The organism is Paucisalibacillus globulus (genome assembly GCF_900184735.1).
GTDB lineage: Bacteria > Bacillota > Bacilli > Bacillales > Amphibacillaceae > Ornithinibacillus > Ornithinibacillus globulus_B.
Genome location: NZ_LT855405.1, coordinates 178,553 through 202,967 on the forward strand (window position 1 = coordinate 178,553; position 24,415 = coordinate 202,967).

General features: G+C 37.1%; 24 protein-coding genes. 9 read left to right on the top strand and 15 right to left on the bottom strand.

The annotated features are described in order from the left end of the window. Positions 1 to 45 precede the first annotated feature (45 nt). Positions 46 to 912 (top strand): YitT family protein, encoded by an 867-nt coding sequence (locus tag BN999_RS18945; protein ID WP_096274100.1) that lies wholly within the window; start codon positions 46 to 48, stop codon positions 910 to 912. 55 nt (positions 913 to 967) lie between these two features. Here the strand turns inward: BN999_RS18945 and BN999_RS18950 are convergent, their stop codons facing one another. Beyond that, positions 968 to 1,333: a DUF3006 domain-containing protein gene (locus tag BN999_RS18950; protein ID WP_096274102.1), complete on the bottom strand. Its 366-nt coding sequence runs from the start codon at positions 1,331 to 1,333 to the stop codon at positions 968 to 970. A gap of 293 nt (positions 1,334 to 1,626) precedes the next feature. Between BN999_RS18950 and BN999_RS18955 the strand changes: the two genes are divergently transcribed. The 4 genes from BN999_RS18955 (at position 1,627) to BN999_RS18970 (ending at position 5,114) form a co-directional block, all read left to right on the top strand. Continuing rightward, entirely contained in the window at positions 1,627 to 2,898 is a 1,272-nt protein-coding gene (locus BN999_RS18955) for an MBL fold metallo-hydrolase (RefSeq protein ID WP_096274104.1), read from the top strand. Between the two features lie 18 nt (positions 2,899 to 2,916). Continuing rightward, on the top strand, positions 2,917 to 3,177 hold the full coding sequence (locus tag BN999_RS18960) for a DUF3006 domain-containing protein (protein WP_096274106.1): 261 nt from the start codon (positions 2,917 to 2,919) through the stop codon (positions 3,175 to 3,177). A 124-nt stretch (positions 3,178 to 3,301) separates the two neighbouring features. After that, a complete protein-coding gene (locus BN999_RS18965; protein ID WP_096274108.1) occupies positions 3,302 to 4,093 on the top strand; it encodes an SDR family oxidoreductase in 792 nt (263 codons plus the stop codon). A 94-nt stretch (positions 4,094 to 4,187) separates the two neighbouring features. Further along, the gene (locus tag BN999_RS18970) at positions 4,188 to 5,114 is read left to right on the top strand and encodes a nuclease-related domain-containing protein (protein WP_096274110.1); all 927 of its coding nucleotides are present in this window, start codon (positions 4,188 to 4,190) and stop codon (positions 5,112 to 5,114) included. A gap of 522 nt (positions 5,115 to 5,636) precedes the next feature. On the opposite strand, the gene lhgO is transcribed toward BN999_RS18970, so the two are convergent. The 6 genes from lhgO to BN999_RS19000 form a co-directional block, all read right to left on the bottom strand. Further along, positions 5,637 to 6,833 carry an L-2-hydroxyglutarate oxidase gene (lhgO, locus tag BN999_RS18975; RefSeq protein ID WP_096274111.1) on the bottom strand — a complete coding sequence of 399 codons (1,197 nt, stop codon included), beginning with the start codon at positions 6,831 to 6,833 and terminating at the stop codon, positions 5,637 to 5,639. Between the two features lie 18 nt (positions 6,834 to 6,851). Further along, a complete protein-coding gene (locus BN999_RS18980; RefSeq protein ID WP_096274113.1) occupies positions 6,852 to 8,297 on the bottom strand; it encodes an SLC13 family permease in 1,446 nt (481 codons plus the stop codon). Between the two features lie 88 nt (positions 8,298 to 8,385). Further along, complete coding sequence (locus tag BN999_RS18985) at positions 8,386 to 10,362, bottom strand: TRAP transporter permease (protein WP_096274115.1); 1,977 nt, start codon at positions 10,360 to 10,362, stop codon at positions 8,386 to 8,388. 18 nt (positions 10,363 to 10,380) lie between these two features. Then, positions 10,381 to 10,872: a DUF1850 domain-containing protein gene (locus BN999_RS18990; protein ID WP_096274116.1), complete on the bottom strand. Its 492-nt coding sequence runs from the start codon at positions 10,870 to 10,872 to the stop codon at positions 10,381 to 10,383. Positions 10,873 to 10,891: 19 nt separating this feature from the next. After that, positions 10,892 to 11,869: a TAXI family TRAP transporter solute-binding subunit gene (locus BN999_RS18995; RefSeq protein ID WP_176482043.1), complete on the bottom strand. Its 978-nt coding sequence runs from the start codon at positions 11,867 to 11,869 to the stop codon at positions 10,892 to 10,894. 335 nt (positions 11,870 to 12,204) lie between these two features. Next, on the bottom strand, positions 12,205 to 13,269 hold the full coding sequence (locus BN999_RS19000) for an AbrB family transcriptional regulator (RefSeq protein ID WP_096274120.1): 1,065 nt from the start codon (positions 13,267 to 13,269) through the stop codon (positions 12,205 to 12,207). A gap of 166 nt (positions 13,270 to 13,435) precedes the next feature. Between BN999_RS19000 and BN999_RS19005 the strand changes: the two genes are divergently transcribed. The 3 genes from BN999_RS19005 (at position 13,436) to BN999_RS19015 (ending at position 15,761) form a co-directional block, all read left to right on the top strand. Continuing rightward, entirely contained in the window at positions 13,436 to 13,897 is a 462-nt protein-coding gene (locus tag BN999_RS19005) for a DUF2243 domain-containing protein (protein ID WP_096274122.1), read from the top strand. Further along, on the top strand, positions 13,894 to 14,700 hold the full coding sequence (locus tag BN999_RS19010) for a cytochrome c oxidase assembly protein (protein WP_096274124.1): 807 nt from the start codon (positions 13,894 to 13,896) through the stop codon (positions 14,698 to 14,700). The genes BN999_RS19005 and BN999_RS19010 overlap by 4 nt, the downstream gene beginning before the upstream one ends. An 86-nt stretch (positions 14,701 to 14,786) precedes the next feature. Then, positions 14,787 to 15,761 (top strand): proline dehydrogenase family protein, encoded by a 975-nt coding sequence (locus BN999_RS19015; protein ID WP_096274126.1) that lies wholly within the window; start codon positions 14,787 to 14,789, stop codon positions 15,759 to 15,761. A gap of 634 nt (positions 15,762 to 16,395) precedes the next feature. On the opposite strand, the gene BN999_RS19020 is transcribed toward BN999_RS19015, so the two are convergent. From BN999_RS19020 to BN999_RS19050, 7 genes are all read right to left on the bottom strand, one after another. After that, positions 16,396 to 17,118: an amino acid ABC transporter ATP-binding protein gene (locus tag BN999_RS19020; RefSeq protein WP_096274127.1), complete on the bottom strand. Its 723-nt coding sequence runs from the start codon at positions 17,116 to 17,118 to the stop codon at positions 16,396 to 16,398. A 2-nt stretch (positions 17,119 to 17,120) separates the two neighbouring features. Beyond that, on the bottom strand, positions 17,121 to 17,849 hold the full coding sequence (locus tag BN999_RS19025; protein WP_096274429.1) for an amino acid ABC transporter permease: 729 nt from the start codon (positions 17,847 to 17,849) through the stop codon (positions 17,121 to 17,123). 46 nt (positions 17,850 to 17,895) lie between these two features. Further along, a complete protein-coding gene (locus BN999_RS19030; protein WP_096274129.1) occupies positions 17,896 to 18,669 on the bottom strand; it encodes a basic amino acid ABC transporter substrate-binding protein in 774 nt (257 codons plus the stop codon). A gap of 228 nt (positions 18,670 to 18,897) precedes the next feature. Continuing rightward, the gene (gene lepB / locus BN999_RS19035; protein WP_096274131.1) at positions 18,898 to 19,434 is read right to left on the bottom strand and encodes a signal peptidase I; all 537 of its coding nucleotides are present in this window, start codon (positions 19,432 to 19,434) and stop codon (positions 18,898 to 18,900) included. Positions 19,435 to 19,524: 90 nt separating this feature from the next. Continuing rightward, entirely contained in the window at positions 19,525 to 20,088 is a 564-nt protein-coding gene (locus tag BN999_RS19040; protein ID WP_096274133.1) for a hypothetical protein, read from the bottom strand. 103 nt (positions 20,089 to 20,191) lie between these two features. Next, entirely contained in the window at positions 20,192 to 20,971 is a 780-nt protein-coding gene (locus tag BN999_RS19045; RefSeq protein ID WP_096274135.1) for a hypothetical protein, read from the bottom strand. A 2-nt stretch (positions 20,972 to 20,973) separates the two neighbouring features. After that, on the bottom strand, positions 20,974 to 21,387 hold the full coding sequence (locus BN999_RS19050) for a hypothetical protein (RefSeq protein ID WP_096274137.1): 414 nt from the start codon (positions 21,385 to 21,387) through the stop codon (positions 20,974 to 20,976). Positions 21,388 to 22,056: 669 nt separating this feature from the next. Here BN999_RS19050 and BN999_RS19055 point away from each other — a divergent pair. Further along, the gene (locus BN999_RS19055; RefSeq protein ID WP_096274139.1) at positions 22,057 to 23,190 is read left to right on the top strand and encodes an N-acetylmuramoyl-L-alanine amidase; all 1,134 of its coding nucleotides are present in this window, start codon (positions 22,057 to 22,059) and stop codon (positions 23,188 to 23,190) included. A 103-nt stretch (positions 23,191 to 23,293) separates the two neighbouring features. On the opposite strand, the gene menC is transcribed toward BN999_RS19055, so the two are convergent. Beyond that, positions 23,294 to 24,403 (bottom strand): o-succinylbenzoate synthase, encoded by a 1,110-nt coding sequence (menC, locus tag BN999_RS19060; protein WP_096274431.1) that lies wholly within the window; start codon positions 24,401 to 24,403, stop codon positions 23,294 to 23,296. Between the last annotated feature and the right edge of the window lie 12 nt (positions 24,404 to 24,415).

Below are 24,415 nucleotides of genomic sequence, written 5' to 3' on the forward strand. Positions count from 1 at the left end.
AAAAGTACCATTATTTTCATTTTTTTCAAGAGAAGGTGTATTTATATGGGAAAACAGCATAAAAAGGAACCTATTCGAAGTATTATTACACGTTACATTATGATGCTCATTGGGGCAACACTAGCAGCAATTGCGTTAGAACTATTCTTAATACCTAATACCATTATTGATGGAGGAATTATTGGAGTATCCTTACTTACCAATAATCTTACAGGACTAAACTTTGGTATTTTAATCTTCATCTTTAACATTCCGTTTTTAGTTGCCGGGTACAAGTATATTGGAAAGAGCTTTGTACTAGCATCACTTTTCAGTATTGTTGCACTGGCACTTATTGAACCAACTCTTCACGACTTATTACCTGCAACAGACGAGCCATTATTAGCCACAGTCTTCGGTGGATTAATTTTAGGTATTGGGGTAGGGATCGTTATACGTAATGGTGGTGCTTTAGATGGAACGGAAATCTTAGGTATTCTTCTTTCAAGAAAATTACCTTTTTCCGTGGGAGAATTCGTAATGTTCATCAACATATTTATCTTCGCCTGGGCAGGATTTGTGCTTGGATGGGAACAAGCTATGTTATCCATCATTACTTATTTCATTGCAGCCAAAGCAATTGACTTTGTTGGACAAGGACTAACCGGTGATACCAAGGCAGCCCTTATCGTTACAGATGAGTATGAAGAAGTAGGGGAAGCCATCCAGCATAGGCTTGGACGTATGATTACCAATCTTTATGGAAAAGGCGGATTTGCAGAAAATGACAAGGAAGTTATTTTCGTTGTTTTAACTCGTTTAGAAATCGCAAAATTAAAATCCATTGTCCACGAAACTGATCCGAAAGCATTTATCACCATTGTCGATGCTCAAGAAGCACACGGCGGGAAATTTAAAAACGCTATACATTAAAATTGCAGCTCCAAGTTTGGGGCTGTTTTTTTGAACGTAACATCATAAGGGGATTTCAATCCATGTCTTGCTTCAACTCTTCCATTAGTTCCTTAATTTCCTTCCCCCTCTCCTGGGTCTTTTCCTGATTAATAGTTAACTCCTTAATCTCGTTTCTAACTATGATGAGATCGACCCAATCATACTGGGCTAATTTCTCCGTGAAGTCGCTTTTCTTCACTACAAATTCTAACTCCAATTCTTCTACTAATATGATAGCTAACTCATCATTCTCTATACGATCAACAACACCTGTCACGCTAAGAAAATCTATGGAGCTTCCCTCCTTTTCCAGTGTAGTTTTTTCGGCAAAGATGGTAACCAAGCTACTACAAGCCATTAACAAGAATAAGAAGAATATAATTAGGTTTCTTATATACATACTTACCGGTCCTCTCCCATTTTTGTCTAGTATGGCGATATTTTAATCACAAGTCATCTTTACAAAATGAACTTTTACTAGTAGAAACTTTGGAAAAAATAGATATTCTGCGTGGAAAGATTAGTATTTACTTAACATTCTTCTATGGAAAATGAAATTTTGATTAAAATTAACCAAATTTAAATTCTATTACCTCATCCCCTTCAACTTTAAAGGATGATTCATATAGCTATCCTCTTGCTAATTTGATACGATTAATAAAGAATTTATATACAACTTATGGGGGAATATACATGTTTAAAAGACTCATACTACCCATGTTAATGGCCATATTCTTAGTCGCATGCGGCCAAGGAGTGGAACAGGAAAGCAGTGACCATTTAACGAATAAGGTAGAGATAGAGCAAAAGGAATCGGTAGTATCACTTGAGGAAGAAAACGCTGAAGATAACACGGAAGAACAAAGTGAATCAGGTAACGAAGAAAGCTCACAAAAAACAAATCAGATAGAAAATCTTGGAGACCTTCAAGTTCACTATATTGATGTAGGGCAGGCAGATGCAACCTTACTTCAGTATGGAGAACATACTATTCTATTCGATGCTGGTGATTGGCGTGGAAATGAAGTTGTAAATTATCTTCAATCACAAGGAATTACAAATCTAGACTTAGTCATCGGAAGTCATCCTGATGCAGACCATATTGGACAGTTAGCTGATGTTATTAACCAGTTTTCTGTTACAGAAGTTTGGCTTTCGGGTAATGAAAGTACATCCAACACATTCCAACGTGCTTTAGAAGCAGTTCTAACAAGTGGAGCAAACTATCACGAGCCAAGAGCTGGTGAAGAATATGATATTGGACCAATGAATATTAAAGTGTTGTACCCGAACTCCATTACTGGTGCTTCCAACGAAGAATCCATCTCGTTACTTTTCACATATGGAGAAGTAACATTCCTATTTACAGGAGATGCTGACCAGAGTGCTGAAAAAAGGATGATGAGTTCCGGAAACAGTGTGGATGCGGACATTCTACAGTTAGGACATCATGGGTCTAGTACATCCAGTAATCAGGCTTTTATAGAAGCAGTAAGTCCTGAAGTTGCCATTTATAGTGCTGGTTCAGGAAATAGTTACGGACATCCACATCGCGAGGTTGTTTCTCTAATACAGAATCTAGGAATTCAATTATATGGTACCGATGTACATGGAACGATTATTGTTACAACAGATGGTAAAGACTATTCGATAAAGACAAAAAAAGACGGTACCGTAACACCAAAAAATACAGCATCTAATCAATCTGATTCCAATGAAAGTTCAGATTCAAATTCAAGTTCTAATGCTGACACATCAACTAACCAATCAAATGGTAGCTGTGTCAATATTAATACCGCTTCATTGGAAGAAGTTCAACGAATTAAACATATTGGCCCTGAACGGGCACATGATTTAATCGACTTACGACCATTTAGCTCTGTAGAAGATTTGGACCGAATCAAGGGAATCGGTCCAGCTAGAATAAAAGATATCGTTGCAGAAGGTATTGCTTGTGTTAACTAATTGTTCGGAGGGATAACCATGAAAGGTGTACTAGATAGATTTGAAGGCAATCAGGCAGTAATTTTAATTGAAGCAGATAAAGCAGAACTGATTATCTCAAAAGAAAAACTTCCTGAGGGAAGTGAGATCAATACTGTATTTAAAATAGCAAAAGAAAAAGACGATTATCAAATCCTAGCCATTGACCAGGAAGCCGAAAAGGATGCAAAAGAAACTACCGCAGATCTACTTGCTAAACTTAGGGCGAAAAGTAATGGAAGTAAATTTAAGAAGAATTAATAGAAATGCCAGACAGCCAATACAGGTTGTCTGGCTTTTTCGTCTCTGTAAATTACATTTTTTTCTGACTATTGTGATAGTATGTTATAATCTTCTTAGTGGAAATCTTAAGGAGGTAATACATATGGATCTAGGATTAAAAGGCAAATCAGTAATTGTTATGGCTGCAAGTAAAGGTTTAGGTAAAGCAACAGCGGAACAATTTGCAAAAGAAGGCGCAAATGTTGTTGTTTCTAGCCGTAATGAAGAGGATTTAAAAGTGGTAGTTGCGGAAATCACAGAAAGCACATCCAATGATAATGTGACGTATAAGACCTGTGATGTAACCAATCCAAATGATATAAAAGAACTTGTTCAATTTGCTGCAGATAAATACGGAACAGTCGATGTTCTTGTCAACAATGCAGGCGGACCTCCAGCTGGTGGCTTTGAAAATTTCGATGATGCAGCATGGCAAAATGCGTTTGAACTGAATTTACTTAGTTTTGTCAGAGCTATTCGTGAAGTCCTTCCATATATGCAAAAGCAAAAAAGCGGACACATCATTAACTTTACTTCATCATCAATCAAACAAACCTTAGATAACCTAATTTTATCCAATACATTTCGTGCAGGTGTAGTCGGACTAGCCAAGAGTCTTTCTCAAGAGCTTGCAAAGGATAATATCCTAATCAATACCATAGGACCAGGAAGAATTGACACTGAACGGGTTAGACACCTAGACAGTATACGCGCAGATAAATTAGGTGTCTCCTATGAGGAAATAAAATCATCAACTGAAGCTAGTATTCCAATGGGGCGTTACGGATTGCCAGAAGAATTTGCTAAGCAGGCTGTTTTCCTTTGCTCAAGCGCCAATACTTATGTAACTGGACAGACATTGTTGGTTGATGGAGGGCTAGTGAAGGCTTTATAGGAGAAATATTATAGTCATATATTGCGGGATAAGGGAAGGACTCCCTTATTCCGCTAAAAATATTTATTACTTAAACTTGTAAAGGAAGTGGAAAATGGAAGTGAAAAAAAGAACTCCATCCAGGGAGTTACAGATTTTAGAAATTCTATATCTTCGCGGCAACTTATCTGAGGAAGTTAAACAGCACTATTTCAAGCTAAAAAAAGGATATGAAGGAGAGTTATTATTTGATAATATCCTAGATAATCAACTTCAAAATGATTGTCTCATCATAAAAGATTTACTACTCACGATGAATAACACTACCTTTCAGATTGATACCCTAATCATCTTTCAAGCGCTTATAAAATTATTTGAAGTAAAAAATTTCGAAGGGGAATACATTTACGAAAAAGATAACTTTTATAAGTACCCCAATTACAAAATAACAAACCCAGAACACCAATTAGATCGAGCAGAAACATTATTTCGGCAGCTACTCAGTAATCACGGTCTCCATCATGCTATAGATTCTTCTATTGTGTTTGTCAATCCAGAATTCACTTTATACAATGCCCCTGTAAATAAACCTTTCGTCCTCCCTAGTCAAATAAATACCTTACTCAAAAAGCTAAATACCAATCAATCTAACATCACGAATCGAAATAAATTAATTGCAGACAAGCTTATCTCCCTCCACCAGAAAGACTCTCCTTACTCTAAATTACCACCCTATTCATTTAGTCAATTAAAAAAGGGAATTACATGCAAAAGTTGTGATTCTATCTCCATTAACGTACAGGGTCATTACTGTTATTGCACAACTTGTGGAAAAAGAGAAAAAATAGCTGATGCCGTTATACGAAGTACTAGAGAATTAATTCTTTTATTTCCGAAAGAAAAAATAACAACAAGTATGGTACATGAGTGGTGTGCATGCATATCTTCCACACAAAGATTACAGAGAATACTAATGAAACAGTTCAGATTTATCAGTAATAAACGTTGGTCTTATTTTGAGTACAATGGGCCTGGTAAGTGATAGCTTACTAGGTCTTTTTCTGTTGTTAATCTATTAGCTAGTATACCTTATCTACATTATGTCTTTTTACTATGATTAAAATGAAAATTACTGTTGGTCCTGTACACCTATTCTGCATTTTAATCTGGCTCCTCCGTTAAAATGTAGATTAGGACTCTTCTATTCTGCATTTCAACCTGCTTGCTCTACTGAAATGAGGATTAGAGTACTTCTATTCTGCATTTCATACTGCTTACTCTACTGAAATGAGGATTAGAGCACTTCTATTCTGCTTTTCAACTTGCTTGCTTCTCTGAAATGAAGATTAGAGCACTTCTATTCTGCATTTCAACTTGCTTGCCTCTCTTGAAATGAAGATTAGAGCACTTCTATTCTGCATTACATACTGCTCTTCTCCCCAAAATGAAGATTAGAGCACTCCTATTCTGCATTTCAACCATCTCCCCCGCCCCGAAAATAAAAATTACCTCCCCTCATCATCATAATTAAAAAAAGGACCACATCTGGCCCTTTTTCAAACTGCTACACACCCAATCTAATCCCAATTCTCCCTGCAATCTCTTTTCCAATCTCAAGACTTGCTGTTGCTGCTGGGGAAGGTGCATTGCATACATGAACACTATTCCGTCCATTGATAATAAAGAAATCATCGAACAATTCTCCGTTACTTCCCAATGCTTGCGCACGGACCCCTGCGGGCGCTGGCATCAAGTCATCCTCCTCGATACTTGGAATAAGTTGCCTTAGGTTTTCTGTAAACCGCTTCTTACTAAAAGAACGACTCATTTCGTCCAGTCCTTCTTTTGCGTATGTAATCCCAAGTTTCCAAAATCCCGGATAGGATATGATTTCACTAAAATCTTTCCAATTAAAGGAAGTCTTCCAATATGCTTCTCGCTTAAATCCCGGAACTGCATTTGGACCTACTTCTACTTTCCCATCGATCATTCTAGTTGCATGAACACCTAAGAAAGGAAAGTTAGGATTAGGAACTGGATATATCAAGTTATTCACCAGATGTCTCTTTTCTGGTCGCAATTCATAGTATTCGCCACGGAATGGGAAAATCTTAACATCAACATGGTATCCTGCCATTCTAGCAATTCGATCACTATATAGTCCCGCGCAATTCACCAGAAACTTAGTAGCATATGTTTTATCTTTTGTATCAACGATGACCGCATCCTCACGTTCATCTATTGCCGTTACCTCTGAATTAGTAAGAACGGTACCACCCAAAGACCGAATCTTCCATGCCATGACACTGGAAACTGTCTTATAATCTACTATTCCAGTAGAAGGTAAATAAATAGCTTCGAGTCCATTGACAAATGGTTCTTTTTCCATTAGTTCTTCCCGCGATAACCAGGTTGCCTTCAGTCCATTTTGATATGCTCGTTTAAATAACTTTTCTAGCTCTGATATCTCTTCCTCATTTGTGGCAACAATCACTTTCCCGCAAATATCATGAGGAATCTCATGTTCCTCACAAAATCTCCGCATACTTTCATTGCCTGCCTTAGCGAATCGCGCCTTATAGCTACCAGGGTTATAATAGATTCCAGAATGAATGACCCCACTATTGTGTCCAGTCTGATGCTGTGCTATATCTTCCTCTTTCTCCAAGATGGCGAGTTTTGCCCCTGGATGCTTCTCAAGTAATGTCATTCCAACTGATAATCCAACGATTCCCCCACCAATAATTAAATAATCATACATGTACTAATCCCCCCAACATCAGATAAACCCAATTAATTGCCACCAGGTTAGAGCCACGATTATAGTAGCGACCACTGTTACCAAAGTAGCAAGTATTCCTGGAACTAAGAAATCTCGCTGCCCTATAAGGCCTGTACTGTGTACTAATAAATTAGGCATGGTTTCTACCACTAACAAGAATCCATATAAACTTGTTACCCCAGCAATAAATGCAAGTGGCAATGGATCAACCCCTGCATTATTCGCGACACTAATCATAACTGGTATTAAGGTCACAACTGCTGCCGATACATTAGAAAGTAGTTTATGAAAAATTTGCGTTAAGATGATGACTAAAACTGCTGCGAGTATGGGGTTCTGTATACTTGCTAGGAACCATCCAACACTTAAATAATCTCCTATTCTATCTACTGCACCTGAATCGATTAGCCCATAACCCATTGATAATGTCACACTGATTAGAAGTACCGTATTATAATTGATTTTGACCACGTTTTCCCACTTTGCAAAGCCAACACCTGGTAATGTCATGATAAGTGCTCCAATCAATCCAGGAACACTTGGATGCATCCCGTGATATGGCTCGGTAATCCATAATCCTACAATAGCAAGTAAAATAAGTAGACAACGAATCTCCTTGTTACTTACTGATCCTAATTCCTTCATTTTTTTATTCATTTCACCCTTAATATTTGGAAAACTCTTCTGTTCATCTTTTAATGGGTAATATTTATATAGAAGAACCCATATTGCCGGAATCAAAATTAACCATAATGGGAATGTATACAAGAACCATTCAAAATAAGTAATATTAATACCTGCATACCGATTCAATAATTCTACTGTTAATATATTTCCAACCGCAGCTGGTAAAATCGCTGTACCACTGATATTTCCACCAAATGCAACCCCCATCATAATCATTTTTCGTAGATTACTATTAGGTTTTGCACCGACTGTTTTAACAATTAAGGATGAGATTGGTAGGACTAATGTTGTGCGTACTGCAGTAGAAGGGATAAATAAAGCTTGAATCTGTTGCACGATGATAACACTTCCAAGTAACCCCTTCGCAGTTGCACCCCACTTTCTTACAATAAAATAACTGACTCGTTTGACTAAAGATGTTTCATTAACTGCTTGAGCAATCATCATTCCTCCCACAACGAGATGTGTTGCAGGGGAGGCAAAGCCACTATAAACAATGGATGTATCAAAAATATTAAACACTAATATGAGGACCAAGATGAGTAGGGAAGTTAAACCAATTGGAATCGGTTCAAACGCCCATAGGATAACACCAAAGGTAACAATCGCTGTCATTAGTTTAGCCTCATAAGAGAAGGTATCAGGTAAACCAAACAACAGTATGAAGAACACAGCAGTTGCTGCAAGAAAGCTAACGAACTTTCTAATTTTCTCTTGGTCTATATGTAAAGAACGATGAATCTCTGATTCTTTCATTGCTGACTCTACTCCTTATTCAGTCAAACCATATATTCAAAATAGGAAAGGATGCCTAAAAGGCACCCCATCATTTTTTTACCTCAAACTACCCATTAACAATCTTTTCATGCTCATAGGAATTTTTGTTACGTTTTTTCGCCAAAAATTGAATGATCAATACAACAGACAGTAGTCCAATACCAATCGCATCGGTTATGGTTCCAGGAATTACTAGTGTGATGGCACTAGCCATGGAAATAATTCGTATTGGCCAAGCCATATCAGTAAATAAATATCCTTCTAATCCAGAACCGAGTGCGATTACTCCAATTGCAGCTGTTGTAGCTATCCATATAATCTCCCCTGCACTTGCATTTTGCATTAAAAGTTCTGGCGAGTATACGAATATATACGGAACCAACACCCCTGCTGCTGCAAGTTTGAGGGATATAAACCCAGTTCGATTTGGATTCCCTCCTGATATTCCCGCCCCAGCAAAAGCTGCAAGCGCAACAGGAGGTGTTAAGTTTGCTAGAATACCAAAGTAGAATACAAACATATGAGAAACAAATGGTTCAATTCCAAATTGAACCAGTGCAGGTGCAGCCATGGAAGATGTAATGATATATGTCGGGATAGATGGTAGTCCCATACCTAAAATAATGGAAGCAATCATCGTAAAGAATAGGGTTAAGATTAACGTATCTTGACCCAATACTAAAATTGCCGTAGTCATTTTTAAACCGAATCCAGTTAACGAGGCAACTCCGACAATAATTCCAACCATTGCACAAGCCATTGCCACCCCAACGGCACTTCTCGTTCCATCTTCAAGTGCTTGAATGATTCCTTTTAAATTCAGTCGAGTTTTTTTCCGTAACATGGCAACAACAACCGTAGAAATGATTGCCCATGCCGCAGCATAGATAGGTGTAAAGCCACCAAATAGCATGTAAATTAACACAACTAATGGAATTAGTAGGTGTCCTCTTTCCTTTAATACATCTAAAATATTAGGCAGTTCTTTTCGCGAAAGACCTTTTAATCCACGCTTTTTAGCCCGTAAATGAACAACGGTAATTACTCCCATATAATAAAGGATACCTGGTAGAATTGCTGCTATCGCAATATCTTTATATGGCATTCCCAAGGTCTCAGCCATGATAAATGCTGTTGCCCCCATAACAGGTGGTAGGATTTGTCCCCCAACAGAAGCCGCTGCTTCAACAGCTCCAGAAAAGTCCTTAGAATAACCGGTACGTTTCATCAGTGGAATGGTAAACGATCCAGTGGTCACCACATTAGCAATAGCAGATCCGTTAATTGAACCAAGAAATCCACTAGATAAAACAGCAACCTTTGCCGGACCTCCAGCAGTATGACCAGAAATAGCTAAAGCTGAATCATTAAACAATTGCCCTAGTCCGGTACGATTTAAGAAAGAACCAAATAATACAAATAAGAATATAAAAGTAGCGGATACACCAATTGCTGTCCCGAATATCCCTTCAGTGGTTGTATACATATAGGTGGCAATATCTTCAATTGAATATCCACGGTGTGCGATTATTCGAGGAAGATATGGACCGAAATAGGCATATAACAGGAATAAGGAACTCAAAATAGTTAATCCCATCCCTACAACACGGCGTCCTCCTTCAAGAACGAGGATAACCATTAATAAACTAAAAACAATATCAGTGGTACTTGGTAATCCCATTCGATTTACAATTCCCATATAATCAATGAATATATAGGCAATGGTTGAAAGGGCCAAAACGGCAAGCATAAAGTCAATGACCGATGCCCGGTTCTGTGGAGCTTTCTTGCGTGATGGATAAAGCAAGAATACTAGAACTAAAATGACACCAGTATGTAGTGCACGATGTTTCAAGGTGACTAGAGGACCTGCAAATGATGTGTACAAATGAAAAAGTGCTAATCCAACGGCAAAAAACGTAACAAGTCGAACCATCCACGGAATATTGAAATGACGGAATCGCGATTCTGTATCAAATTTCTCGAGGAGTTTCTTTTGCTCTTCAACTGATAATTCTTCTACTGGTTTTACAGCTTCACTCATTGGGTTTATCCCTCCCTGCTATGATAATAATGAGAATTGGAGCCATTCAAAAATGGATAATGTTTCATATTTAATTTGAACATGATTATAGTCTGGAACATAGTTTTTTAGAGGATATTTCGTAGTACCATCTTCAATGTAGTACTCTGAAATCGGTACATAGTAAAGGGAATAATATGGTACCTCTCGCTTTATTCCAGTTACTCGAATAAACCCATTTTGTAGAATGTCAACCTTACCATCCGCATCTGGCGTACCAGCCCCATAGGATTTATACATAGTAGATTCTAAGGTTAATGCATCATTATCCAATATTGCATAAGTTTCCTTCCACGGTGTAAGTTCAACAGAATGCCGCCAACCAACCGTGACAGTATCTCCTTGCCAACTAAAGAAGTGATATGGCTTCCCTTCTAGATTGGTTAATATAATCCCTGATTGCACTGGAATCAGAAAGATTCCAGTAGCAATCAGAATTAGAATCACGATGATGATTACTCTTCTCTGCATATAAATTCCTTCTTATACGTTATTCCGATATCCCTTGCTCATCAAAATACTTCTTAGCACCAGGATGAAGTGGTGCAGGTAAGTTCTTCAAAGCATTTTTAATATCGATATCCTTTGCAGCATTATGTGTATCCTTTAATGTATCAAGATTTTCAAAAAATCCCTTTGTTAACTCATACACGACTTCATCAGAGACTTCACTATGAGTTAACAGTACATTGTTAACCCCAATAGTAGGTGTATCCGCATCTAACCCATATACATCCGCACCAACTGTTGCTGGGAAGAATGACGGGTAGTTCTCTTGCATCTCTAACACTTTTTCCTCTGCGATTTCAACAACTACAATATCATTCGTAGTTTGAAGTTCCATGACACCAGCATTTGGTAGTCCTGAAGAAATGACAACAGCATCAATTGTGCCATTCTTAATTCCTTCTACACCTTCAGCAAATGAAAGGAAATCTTCATTGATATCGTCATAGCTCATTCCATAGGCTTCAAGGACACGTTTAGCACTAATTTCTGTACCAGATGCAGGAGCACCTACAGCAACACTTTTATCTTTTAGGTCTTCAATGGTTTTAATTCCAGAATCCGCTGTAGCTACAATTTGAAGATAGTTTGGATATAAGGAAGCAATGGAACGAACATTTTCTTGTGCTCCTTGCTCTTCAAAACTATCAATGCCTTTATATCCATCCTCAGCCGCATCCCCCATGGAGAATCCAACCTCTGCGTCCCCTTTATTTAATGTTGTAATATTGGCAGCAGAAGCAGCCGTCGATTGACTATTCGCATTCGCACCCATCTCTTGGTAGATTTTAGCCATTGCTCCACCTAATGGAAAATACACTCCTGATGAACCACCAGTTAGAACGGTAATGAATTCACCTTCCAAAGAAGAACCGTCATCCGATCCACCAGCTTTGTCGCTACATGCACCTAATACAAGAATTAGTGCTACAAACAAGCTAAAAAATAATGTCTTTTTCATTAATTTCCCCTCCATTAATTTATTGATATTTTAAATCCTATATGTATAGGATTTAATAAAATAGGTTGTTAGAACCATCCGTAAACGCTTTCATATTAGAACAGAAAAAAAACACCAAAAAGTAAGAACACTTTCTTTCGATGTCTTACCCCGGTGTTTTATAAAACATAACGAATAATTACAAAAAACTTTCGGAAAACTTTTAATATTTATTTCATACTGTTCATAATAATACATTTATTTGGAATTGTAAATAATATTTTGCCAACTTGTTTCAAAAAATAAAACGCATCTAGTTTTAGGTTTGTTCTGTCCTATTATAGATGCGTAAAAATTCAATTTGGTGTACTTTGAAGCTTTGTTTTTCTATTAAACCACCATTTTAAGGTTACAGGTACAAGTAATACAATTAACAAGATTCTTGTAAGTTGTAGAGCACTTACAACTGCGGGATCCCCTCCAACATTATATGCAGTTAATACCATTTCAAAAAATCCACCTGGAGCTATTCCTAGCATAGCGGTTGCTAAATCTAATGATGTAAATGTTGCTAACAATGCCCCTAAACCAAACGATATTCCGATAATAGTAATAGATAGGCCGAAATAGACAAAAGTATATTTTCCTCCTATTTTTAAATCCTTAAACAGAATATCTTTTCCAAGACTTGCACCAACTGCTATCTGTCCTGCATTCATCAGAATAGAAGGAATAGAATGAAGTTCGATTGGGCTTACATTAAGTATTGCTGTTACCCCAAGAGCACCAATAATAATCCCAGCAGGAATTTTCTTTCGTAGAAATACAGAAGCCAGCACTGGAAGTATAAACCATACGTAACTTACATTATCTGTGGAAGTTATACTTACTTCTTGTTTTAACCTTATCCCTTCTGTATCCCCAAGAAAATAGATCATTATTGGTGGTATGGTAAATAGCACCGTTACTAGACGGATGGTCTGAAAAATGACTACTAACGATATATTTCCTTTTAACGACTCACTAGCAATGGCCATTTCAGATAATCCCCCTGGGATACAGGAGAATACACTCGTAACCTTGTCCACTCGAATCCACCTTGTTACCAGCATACCAAGTAAGATACAAGCTAAGATTAATAGGCACGTAACGGCAATATATGGTAGCAGATATGGGATAACGGTTTGAAGAGTTTGCTTCGTAAAATATAAACCAAAATAGATTCCTAGAATAATAAAGCCAGTGTCGCGAATGTAATGAGGGATGATCAACCTTCTTTTCGTTACACCCTGCCAAATCATGACAAATGTTAAAGGACCTAAAATCCATGGTAGCGGCGTTGTCAGTAAGAAAAATATGTACCCACCAATAATAGCGATAATTGCTGCTTCTACTAATGAAAAAATAACTTTAGATGACATCAGGTAAAAGACTCCTTTTAGTTCAAATCAATATATCTAAACTTATCATGCCATCCAAAGTTGAACAAGCGTGTTTCCCAAAGACCTCTGATGGGCCCTTTGAATAGCAAGGATTATTACCGTCCATAATGAATACGAAGCAATTGATTATGAGAGGGATAAACTTATGGATAAACAACAAAAAGCTTTTATCAATCGGAATATAATTTCTGGAGTTTTGTTTGGACTAGGGCTGGTTGCATTTTTAGATGAAGCAATTTTTCACCAGATTCTTCATTGGCACAATTTCTATGACAAGTCTACAACGAGTGTAGGACTCATCTCTGACGGTGTGTTTCATGTATTTAGCTGGTTTGCAACAGTTGGGGGACTATACTTAGTAGCCGATTTAAGAAGGAGAGACGCGTTTTTTTATCCGATATGGCAGGGAAGTGTGTTATTCGGTGGAGGTGCCTTTAATCTATATGATGGAATTATTCAGCATAAAATCATGCGTATCCACCAAATCCGTTATGTGGAAAACATAATCGTCTATGACGTCATCTGGAATCTCCTTGCCGCATCACTAATGCTTATTGGTATTTCGATTGTATTAAAATCTAGGCGTAAGGTATTGGATAAAAAGTGAGCGACCAACACCTAACCTACACCATTAATCAAACTATCGAAATACTATTGGCAGTTCCATTTATAGTTGGATTAATCGGCTATCTTTTTGCAGTTTACGTTTCCAATCGAAAGTTTAAGAAATGGCCTTTCTATCGGACTATTTTATTTATACTTGGGATTATCAGTGCATTGATTGCTGTTACAGGTCCAATAGCAAGACTTGCACATCACGATTTTGGTGTCCATATGATAACTCATTTATTGCTTGGAATGTTAGCACCATTACTAATCGTATTAAGTACTCCAATGACTATTTTTCTTCGTGCCCTATCTACACAGCATGCAAGAAAAGTAACAACATTTTTAAAGAGAAGGCCAATTCAATGGCTGCACCATCCCTTTATAACTTCCATCTTAAATATGGGTGGGTTGTGGCTGTTATATACAACGAACCTCTATTCCACTATGCATGAAAGTACTCTATTATTTCTTTTTATTCATATCCATGTCTTTCTAGCAGGATATCTATTTACCATATCTATAATATACATGGATCCAATACCACTACGTCATAGCTTTATGTACCGTTCTATTATACTAATAATAGCTTTAGCGTCACATGCAATCCTAGCAAAATTCATTTATGCTTATCCACCAGATGGTGTACCACCAAATAAAGCTGAATTAGGTGGCATGTTGATGTACTATGGTGGAGATGCTGTTGATTTAATAATAATTATTATCCTTTGCCATCAATGGTTTAAAGCTACGAAGCCAAGATATAACCAATCCATAGGAGAGGTTAAAAGTAAATCAATCTAGCAATATATTGTAGACAATATACAACAAGTGACAGATATCATCTTTTTCCGTTATAATAAAAGAAAAAAGCAAATGAGGTATGCATAATGAACTTAAAAGATTTCTTCATTGGTATGTCACAGAATCAATTTTTAAATACAACTGCAAAAAAATACGGTTTGAAATTAGGTGCCCAATCTGTTGTTGCGGGTACTAATATTCAAGATATGATTCAAAGTGTAAAAGAATTAAATAACAATGGTATCTCTGCAACCATTGATAACTTAGGGGAATTTGTATTAGAGGAATCAGAAGCTCTAAAGGCAAAGAACCAAATCTTAGAAGTTATCGAAGCAATTCATACTAATAATGCTGATGCTCATATTTCTTTAAAGCCAACACAACTTGGGCTTGATATCGATTATGAGTTTTGTAAGCAGAACTTAAAAGAAATCGTTTCCAAAGCGAAAGAATATGATATTTTCATTAATTTCGACATGGAAGATTACGGCCATTTAAAGCCCTCTTTTGATTTAATTGACGAGCTATCTGTTGATTACGACAATATTGGAACTGTTATTCAAGCGTATTTCTATGAATCAGTGAAGAATATTGAAAAATATAAGGATTACCGCCTTCGTATTGTTAAAGGTGCTTATAAAGAACCTGAATCTGTTGCATTCCAAGATAAGAAAGATATTGATCAAAATTTCTTAAAGCTAATCGAGTATCACTTACTTAGTGGAAAATTCACGTCCATTGCAACACATGATCACAGGGTTATTAATCATGTAAAGGAATTTGTAAAAGAAAACAATATTCCATTAGATAAATTTGAATTCCAAATGCTTTACGGATTCCGTAAAGATATGCAACTGGATTTGGCAAAAGAAGGTTATAACTTCTGTACCTACGTACCATTTGGTGATGACTGGTATGGCTACTACATGCGCCGCCTAGCTGAACGCCCACAAAACATTAACTTAGTGGTGAAACAAGTATTTAACAAGAAAACAAACACTGTTCTAGGAGTTGCTGCAGGTGCGTTTGTTTTAGGTAGATTGACTAAGAAAAAGAAATAAATATGTGGAAATACTCCAGCTATTATACAAGCTGGAGTATTTTTTTATGAGGAATTCTACTATACTAAAGATCCAACTTTTCACCTATTATTTAAGGAGATGACTTTCTAGAAGATCAATGATAATTACATAATTTGTTAGAGACTGTGGAGTTAATAATTTATTTTGGGTGCAACATAGCCGCTACGGAAATACACTCCGCTTTCCACGGGCACGGCCTCAGCCTCCTCGAGGGAAGATCGCCTCTGCGGGGTCTTCGGACACGTGCTATTCCCGTAGGAGTCTCCGTGTATTTCCTGCGCTAGTATAGAGATTAAATTTAATTTTATATATTTAAATCAAATGCATTTGTATAGAAATTTCTACTAGCGTAGGCAGAATACGGAGACTCCTGCGGGAGGATAGGCATAGGTGAGACCCCGCAGTGCGAAAGCACGAGGAGGCTCACCAGCCGCCCGCGGAAAGCGGAGTATTCTGCCGGAGCGGTATCATACCACTATATTCTTCAAGAAAGAAAATATATTAGTTGTTACTTCGCAGTTTCTATCAACCGTTAGAATAAAGCAACAATCATTTAAAAACAGCCTATTAGAAAAAGCCCTCCAATCAGAAGGGCTTTTTCATGATATATGTTTTACAACACCTTACTCAAGAAGTCCTGAGTCCTCACACTCTTTGGTTGACCAAATACTTCTGAAGGTGTTCCTTCTTCCATAATAACACCCTCATCCATAAACAATACTCTGTCCCCCATCTCCCGTGCAAAGCCCATTTCATGGGTAACTACAACCATTGTCATACCTTCCTTAGCTAGTTGTTTCATAACATCAAGCACTTCTTTAACCATTTCTGGATCTAGAGCTGATGTTGGTTCATCAAATAGCATTACCTTTGGTTTCATTGCTAGAGCTCTAGCGATGGCTACCCGTTGCATTTGTCCACCTGAAAGTTGTTCAGGATACGCACTAGCCTTATCCCTTAGCCCAACTTTCTCTAACAGTTGGTATGCGAGATCATTCGCTTCTACCTCATGCATTTTTCTAATCCGTTTTGGAGCAATTGTGATGTTATCCAGAACATTCATATGTGGAAATAGGTTAAACTGTTGAAACACCATCCCTACTTCCTTCCGAATCTCATTAATATCCGTATCCTTACTATTAATCTTAACCCCATCAATATAGACAGATCCCTTAGTAACCTCTTCTAATAAATTGATGCAACGTAGAAATGTGCTTTTACCTGATCCACTCGGACCAATAACACAGACTACTTCCTTTTCACTTATCTCACAATCTATTCCTCTTAAGACCTCTAATTTCCCAAACGATTTATGCAAACCTTGTATTTTTATCATGTTTACCCTCCTGCCGAAGCGCGTCCGAATGTGAATATTCGGCGCCTTTGTGAAGGAATATAACTATTACTATAGCGTCTTTCGACATATGCAATCACTTTGGTAAATACCCATGTCAATAATAAGTATAGGATAGCAACCGTAATGTACGGTTCCCAGAAACGAGCATAAGCACCTGCTACTACTTTTCCAGCATACAAGAGGTCATTTGCAGCAATTACGGTTACTAAGGAAGAATCCTTGAGTAGTGCAATTAACTCATTTCCGAGTGGTGGAATCATACGCCTGAATGCCTGTGGCAATATAATAAATCGCATGGCTTCCCCTTGTGGCATCCCAAGAGAACGAGCCGCTTCCATTTGCCCTTTTTCAATGGACTGTATTCCCGCACGGATTATTTCCGCGTTATAGGCCGCACAGTTTAACATAAGTGCTGTAGCACCAGATACAAAGTAACCCAAGGAATGACCAAAGATACTTGGAATTACTGCTAAGTGAATAAGAAGAATTTGTACCAAAAGTGGTGTTCCACGAAAGAAATCCACATAATACTTGGCTGGATAATAGATCCACTTAATCTTGGATAGCTTTCCTATTCCAAGGAATAGGCCAAGGATGATACCACCAACATAGCCAACCGCAGTAAGACTTAGTGTAATCCATAGTCCTCGTATAAAAAGTTCTTTGTAATTCCAAATCATGTCAAACCGAATAGCATCTAAAAAATCTATCATGTCCACCTCCAGTATGATATCGCTCTGCTACTTCTCCATCTATCTATTCGATATCTATACCAGTGAGTTCTTTTAATGTGCCATCCTCTTTAATCTTTTGAATTCCTTCATTTAACAAGTCCAAAATCTCTGAGTTCCCCTTCTGAACCATTAATCCATAGAATTCTTTTTCAAAGCTATCATCCTCAATTGTTTTCAATTCAACATCCGGATTGTTTTTCACATATTCTAAGACTACCGAGTTATCTCCAACTGACGCATCAGCATTCCCATTTAACATTTCTGTAATGGCTAATGGCATGGTTTCTGTGGCAACAATATCTGAACTAGTATTTCCTAGTAGTCCCTTCACAACCTCATGACCTGTTGTATTAATCTGAACAGAGACCCTTTTATCCTTTAAATCTTCAAAACTCTCCACGTCACTATCAGCAGGAACAAGAATTACTTGATTCGCAACAAAGTAAGGGTCAGTAAAATCAAAGGATTCTTTTCGATCATCCGTAATTGTAATAGACGAAACCGCAAAATCGACTTCACCATTTTCTACCGCAGCAAACAACGGCTCCCAACCATAGTTCTTATATTCCACTTCAAATCCTGCAGCTTCTGCAATTGCATCAACAATATCAATATCTATACCGACGATATTGCCATTATCATCCATATATTCCATTGGTGCATATGTAGCATCAGTAGCAACGACTAACTTATCTCCTGATGAATCTGAACCTGTGCTTGAGCCACAAGCAGCTAAAACCAAACCTAAAGTTAAACATAAGAAGGCAACTGACCAGTATTTCTTTAAATTCCTCATATAAAATGAATCCCCTCTCTTTTTTGTTATCATCACTCTATTTACAATTGTCAAATAATTGGGATGATTATTATAATTATATTCGAAGATACGAGCATTATCAATACCAATCAGGTGCCATCAATACACGAATATTGTCGATTCTACTCGATTTTATCAGTCATAAGAACTATATAAAAATAAAAAACCAGGCACTACGAACGATAGAATCATCGCAGTTCTGGCACTTTAATTAAACGAAAAGGGAAACAAAGAAATCATTACCTCGCCTATTATATTGTTCTCCTCTATTGATCCCACGTTTTGATTCCTACTATCCAAACTCTCTCCAGGTGTTCGATTATCCCCTAGGACAAAGTAGGCTTGACTCGGTACAATCACTTCTTCCATATCAGTTGATAGTCCTGTCGTGTATGTTTCATTTACTACTTCACCATTTACCATAACGTTACCATCCTGTATGGCAATTCTATCATTTGGTAATCCAATCACTCTTTTTATTACATTAAATCCATTATCATCCCGAAATACAATCATATCATTGCGCTCTACAGTAAAAATAAGATTACTAGTTAATAGAATGTCACCATCTTCTAACGTAGGATTCATCGAATTACCTGAAATGGTGATTACTCCAATAACAAAACGAAAAATAATAAATATCAATACCAAACTAATAATAAATAGAGTCCAGCTAAGCAAACTAGCTTTCTTTTCCTCTTCTTCTCTGACCCTTGTTCCATCCATCATTACATTCGTTTCCATCTATAACACCTACCACTAGAAGGATTTCGCTTACTCAGGCTGAATCTACATCATCACCTAAACCCTTTTCTTCCATATTACTGCTTCTTGTTAGTCTTCTTCAGACATCTCTGGGTTCTCTCCTGATTCGTTCTTATTTTCTTTATTAACAGGATTCTCTACACTTTCTTCAACTTGATTTCCTGCATTTACTGAGGCTAATTCCCCGCAGTCCTTTAATGCGCTTTTATCCGTTAACCCTAGGACTATATCCATTTCTATTTCTGCATTTCTTGCGATACAATCTAACTTCTTCGTAACATCTTCACTAGAATTCACTTTCACATCATATGTTTCAATCAATTTATCAGCATAATCTTCTATGCTATTTATTCGTTTTAACTTTTCATTTTCAAGAAATTCCTGATGTTGCTTCTCTGCTGAAGTAATTGCCTGCTGGATTTCGCTCTTTAATCTGTTTGTCTGCTCAGCTTGTTCTAAAGCTATGCTCTGATCTAATTCATGGATAGATTGGGACCTTTTATTATCCATCCAACTATATAACATCTGTGCAATATCCTGTTCCGCAAAAACGACTCGAACACTACTAATCATGATCATAATAACGAGAAATGTTCCTATTACTTTTAGGGATGGTCTCTTTCCATTCATCATGAATTTCCCCTCCTAATGGAAAGGGATCTCCTGAAAGGGTCTGTTCCTTACTTTAGAGGGAAACAGACCCATTACCAGGACATCCACTTAAACTATAAGACTATTATTCATTAATTCCATTTACAACATCATCAAGTGCTGCTTTTGCCTCATCTTCTAGTTCCTGTGCCTTAGCAATAATAATTGCTTCTTGCTCTGCTACTAATCCTTCAAGCAATTCTGTCACTTGAGATCTTAAGTCATTGATGTGAAAATTAATTTGGTTCTTTAGATTACGTGTTGTAATCTCTTCTTGATTCGCAAGCTCTGCTCCAATAGCTTCTTGTGCTTCGCGAATAGCATCCTCCAGTTCTTGTACTGCATTATCCCTTGCTGCATTAATATCTGTTGTCATTTGATCTTGAGCTTCTTGACTAATATTACCTGTGAAAGATGTGAGGTCATTCGTAGCGTATGCTAGCCCTTCACCTTGAAGACGTTGGATCTCAAAGTACCCATCTAAGAATACATTATAAAACTCTGCTCCAATATTTTCTAAAATGGCTCTTTCTTCTGCATCAAGAGAATCCAAGTGGCTTAACTTTGCATTAATGATTTCTTCTAATGATTCACCTGTTGCCAATTCTCTAGATAAATCAATATCAACCTGTGCTTCCCCTTTTAATGCTTCATATTCAGCCTGTAATTCTGGAAGCTTACTTTCCCCATAAGCTGTAACATCTGCTTCAATGGAACTAACGGTTTGACCGAACATCCCCTCATACCATGCACGTAAATTCGCACCTGCATCAGTATTGGCAAATGCTACTCCTGAACCTGAAATAACCCCTACGGCTACTACACCTGCAATAATTTTTGTTTTTAAGCTTTTTCCTTTTTTCATCTCTATTCTCCCTTTCTATTCTTCATTTGATTAGTATCCTGTTCTAAAAGTTCACTGATATATGACGTAATGTCTTCACTGATCTCCATTTCGATTTCATTGTTCTTTTGTCTGGTATACTCTGCAAAAGGATCCTGGAGTTTAATGCTCTCTTCTTTTTTAGCGAGGTTCGATAAATACTCTCTTTTATACTGTTCAAGATGGTTAGTAGTAGTTGTTGACACTTCCTTATGTAGCTGTGCAAGATCTTCTTCAAGTCTTTCCTGTTTCTCATTATGGGATTTAAAGAAATCTTCAACACTACTAATCATATTTATTAGCCTATCCTTATAGGAGAAACTATTACCATGCACAGTTGCTAGTTGAAAGACTAGCAATAAGGAAGTTACTATCACACCCACCAGTACTTTTTTCATTTATCACCCGACCTTCCTATCATAACTTTTCCAACTTTTCACATTAACATCAACCGTTGTGCCCATATTAACAGGAAATTCAGAATAAAGAATCCTATGAATCTACTATTTGTTATCTGGGATAATAGATTTAAAAAACTAGCTAAAATAGTTACATTATGTAGAAAGAATCCTTCTATACTAAGGGTAAATGTTTGTCATCGTCGAAAAAGCATTAACCCTGTTGAAACCATGAGCTTTAACTACTAGAGATTAATATTTAATCAATATCTGTAAGTCAAAACTAATGGCATCTTACTCCTAAATCCCTCTCTTCAGCATCCGCAAGATTTGTTTACAAATCGACTTAATAGTCACTTACTGATAAAAGGTGTCATAAATACATCCATTGATTATCCGTTTCGACACGTTTCCGTAAATGAAGACCACAACTTTCTTGTATTAATGGATAGAATAACTAAATGTTTTTCACAAGATACTACCAACTAAAGATATAGCTCTCCTATTTGTTCTGGACAATTGTCCTAGCAGCTAATCGAAGTCATCTACTAATAAAGAACTATTTTCCTTTAAATCTATGAAATTTTCTCGTGTCCATGTATAAAACTATTATTTACTGTCCATCCTTTTTGATAGATTCATAATCTAAGAGAAAGGGATTGAGAGAATATGAGTAAAGTTTTAAAAATGTTTCTGGGGACAGGTTTATTCGTTGTGTTTGTATCATTCTTTCCTATAAATAGCACCTATGCAGAGGAACTAGATAATAATCACGATAAGCTATATGAAGTTCAAACGGAAAGTATCATGCGAACTGCACCAAATGAAGAGGCAGAAAGAATTGGCACCTTAATTGAAGGAGATAAACTTCGAACATTTGAAGAGAAAGACGGTTGGGTGAAAACCTTCTATAATGGACAACCAGTTTGGGTTTATTCAGAAGAGTTATTATTAGTGGAAGATAATAGTGTACTAGAAGAAACAGAGACAAATGAAGATAAAGAAGAACCAGTAGAAAAACCAGAAGAAAAAGAACAAGAAGGAAAAGAGCAAGAAGAAACTAAAGTAGAGGAGAATCATTCTGAACTGGCTGAAGAAGATAACGACCACTCAGAACAGCAACATGAAGATTTCTTTTTCGAAAAGAACCAACCAGAACATGCTTTAGAAGAACAAGTTGAAATACCAGTAGGCATTTATAAACCAAATAAAGTACAAGTTTCTGAAGATACAATTGTGGTGACAAAAAATACATTAGATGGATACAATATTTTAATCGATGCAGGTCATGGTGGCAAAGATGCCGGGGCTGTTAAAAATGGAGTTTATGAAAAAAACATTGCACTTTCAACTGCTAAAAAGGTTGCGGAGTATCTAAAAGAAGAAGGGGCTACTGTAAATTTCACAAGAAAAGATGACACGTTTATCTCGTTACAAAATCGGGTAAAGCAAAGTAATACCCACAAAACAGATGTATTTATTAGTCTTCATTATGACTATTTTAGTGATTCGTCCGTAAATGGTATCAATACGTACTACTCCAACGCCACAACAAGCGGTAATCTTGCCAAAGCAATTCATACAGCGTTAACTGACAACCTGGATATGCATGATCGAGGAATCAAGAAAGAAGGATACTATGTGCTAGCACATAACCAAAATCCTGCCGTTCTACTAGAGTTAGGATTTATGACCAATCCAGGTGATCTTGAAAAGATGCAATCAGATTCATACCAAGAGTCTGTCGCAATAGCTATTACGGAAGGATTATTGAATTATTTTGATGAAGCATCTGTTGAATAGGTTAGTTTGTTAGTTAGACCCTCCCTTAATATAACTGGCACCAGAATCTAATGATTCTGGTGCACTTTTTTTAATTCGATTTATGTTAGATAGAATCATAATGTTACATATCATATTCAACTTTCTCAAAACGAAATTCTTCTAATGCTTCTTCATCAATTTCGTAACCGATTCCTGGGCCTGTCGGAACTTGGATACTGCCATTCTTTACAACCACCTCTGGTTTTATAATATCCTTTTCCCAGTAGCGAGAGGAACCAGCTGTATCACCAGGCATAACGAAATTAGAAAGTGTTGTAATCGCCACATTATGAGCTCGTCCTACGCCAGCTTCTAGCATACCACCACACCATACTGGTATCCCATGGGCTTCACAATAATCATGGATCTTTACGGATTCAGACAATCCTCCAACTCGACCAACTTTAATATTGATGATTTTACAACTACCAAGCTCAATTGCTTTTTGAGCATCATAAAGAGAATGAATACTTTCATCTAAGCAAATTGGTGTTTGGATTTCTTTTTGGAGCTTCGCATGGTCAATAATATCATGATGCTGTAATGGTTGTTCAATCATCATTAAATCTAAATCATCTAACTGCTTCAACAAATCAATGTCTCGTAAGGTATAAGCAGAGTTGGCATCTGCCATAATTTTCGTATCCGGGAATGCCGCTCGTACTTGGCGGAGCATCTCGACATCATGACCAGGTTTAATTTTTAATTTTATTCGCTTATAACCTTGGTCCAAGAATCCCTCAATTTTCTCCAATAGTTCCGTTATGGTCGGTTGAATACCAATACTAATCCCAACATCAATCTGAGTCTTTTCTCCGCCAAGTGCTTTGGCGAGTGAAACTCCCTGACGTTTTGCGTATAGATCCCAAACCGCGCCCTCAATAGCTGCCTTAGCCATATTGTTTCCCCGTAATCTGCCAAAAAGCGGAAAAACTTCATCTGGATGGTTGATTGGATTTTCACGTAATATAGGGATTAAGAAATCTTCCATTATATCTTTATTAGACTTAACAGTTTCTTCTGTATACCAGGGAATTGGAAAAGATACACTCTCCCCAAACCCACGATTCCCCTCTGTATCTACTGCCTCTACAATAAAGAACTCCTTGTCCTGCATCGTTCCAAAGCTTGTTGTAAAAGGGAAAATCATTCGCATATTTAATCGGTGTAAAATTATTTTCTTAAAAGGAATTGCCAACCTAAA

What these genes read in the sequence shown, in the direction of transcription:
- BN999_RS18945 (WP_096274100.1), top strand. Translation starts at nt 46, where the DNA reads ATGGGAAAACAGCATAAAAAGGAACCTATTCGAAGTATTATTACACGT.
- BN999_RS18950 (WP_096274102.1), bottom strand. Translation starts at nt 1,333, where the DNA reads ATGTATATAAGAAACCTAATTATATTCTTCTTATTCTTGTTAATGGCT.
- BN999_RS18955 (WP_096274104.1), top strand. Translation starts at nt 1,627, where the DNA reads ATGTTTAAAAGACTCATACTACCCATGTTAATGGCCATATTCTTAGTC.
- BN999_RS18960 (WP_096274106.1), top strand. Translation starts at nt 2,917, where the DNA reads ATGAAAGGTGTACTAGATAGATTTGAAGGCAATCAGGCAGTAATTTTA.
- BN999_RS18965 (WP_096274108.1), top strand. Translation starts at nt 3,302, where the DNA reads ATGGATCTAGGATTAAAAGGCAAATCAGTAATTGTTATGGCTGCAAGT.
- BN999_RS18970 (WP_096274110.1), top strand. Translation starts at nt 4,188, where the DNA reads ATGGAAGTGAAAAAAAGAACTCCATCCAGGGAGTTACAGATTTTAGAA.
- lhgO (WP_096274111.1), bottom strand. Translation starts at nt 6,833, where the DNA reads ATGTATGATTATTTAATTATTGGTGGGGGAATCGTTGGATTATCAGTT.
- BN999_RS18980 (WP_096274113.1), bottom strand. Translation starts at nt 8,297, where the DNA reads ATGAAAGAATCAGAGATTCATCGTTCTTTACATATAGACCAAGAGAAA.
- BN999_RS18985 (WP_096274115.1), bottom strand. Translation starts at nt 10,362, where the DNA reads ATGAGTGAAGCTGTAAAACCAGTAGAAGAATTATCAGTTGAAGAGCAA.
- BN999_RS18990 (WP_096274116.1), bottom strand. Translation starts at nt 10,872, where the DNA reads ATGCAGAGAAGAGTAATCATCATCGTGATTCTAATTCTGATTGCTACT.
- BN999_RS18995 (WP_176482043.1), bottom strand. Translation starts at nt 11,869, where the DNA reads ATGAAAAAGACATTATTTTTTAGCTTGTTTGTAGCACTAATTCTTGTA.
- BN999_RS19000 (WP_096274120.1), bottom strand. Translation starts at nt 13,269, where the DNA reads ATGTCATCTAAAGTTATTTTTTCATTAGTAGAAGCAGCAATTATCGCT.
- BN999_RS19005 (WP_096274122.1), top strand. Translation starts at nt 13,436, where the DNA reads ATGGATAAACAACAAAAAGCTTTTATCAATCGGAATATAATTTCTGGA.
- BN999_RS19015 (WP_096274126.1), top strand. Translation starts at nt 14,787, where the DNA reads ATGAACTTAAAAGATTTCTTCATTGGTATGTCACAGAATCAATTTTTA.
- BN999_RS19020 (WP_096274127.1), bottom strand. Translation starts at nt 17,118, where the DNA reads ATGATAAAAATACAAGGTTTGCATAAATCGTTTGGGAAATTAGAGGTC.
- BN999_RS19030 (WP_096274129.1), bottom strand. Translation starts at nt 18,669, where the DNA reads ATGAGGAATTTAAAGAAATACTGGTCAGTTGCCTTCTTATGTTTAACT.
- lepB (WP_096274131.1), bottom strand. Translation starts at nt 19,434, where the DNA reads ATGGAAACGAATGTAATGATGGATGGAACAAGGGTCAGAGAAGAAGAG.
- BN999_RS19040 (WP_096274133.1), bottom strand. Translation starts at nt 20,088, where the DNA reads ATGATGAATGGAAAGAGACCATCCCTAAAAGTAATAGGAACATTTCTC.
- BN999_RS19045 (WP_096274135.1), bottom strand. Translation starts at nt 20,971, where the DNA reads ATGAAAAAAGGAAAAAGCTTAAAAACAAAAATTATTGCAGGTGTAGTA.
- BN999_RS19050 (WP_096274137.1), bottom strand. Translation starts at nt 21,387, where the DNA reads ATGAAAAAAGTACTGGTGGGTGTGATAGTAACTTCCTTATTGCTAGTC.
- BN999_RS19055 (WP_096274139.1), top strand. Translation starts at nt 22,057, where the DNA reads ATGAGTAAAGTTTTAAAAATGTTTCTGGGGACAGGTTTATTCGTTGTG.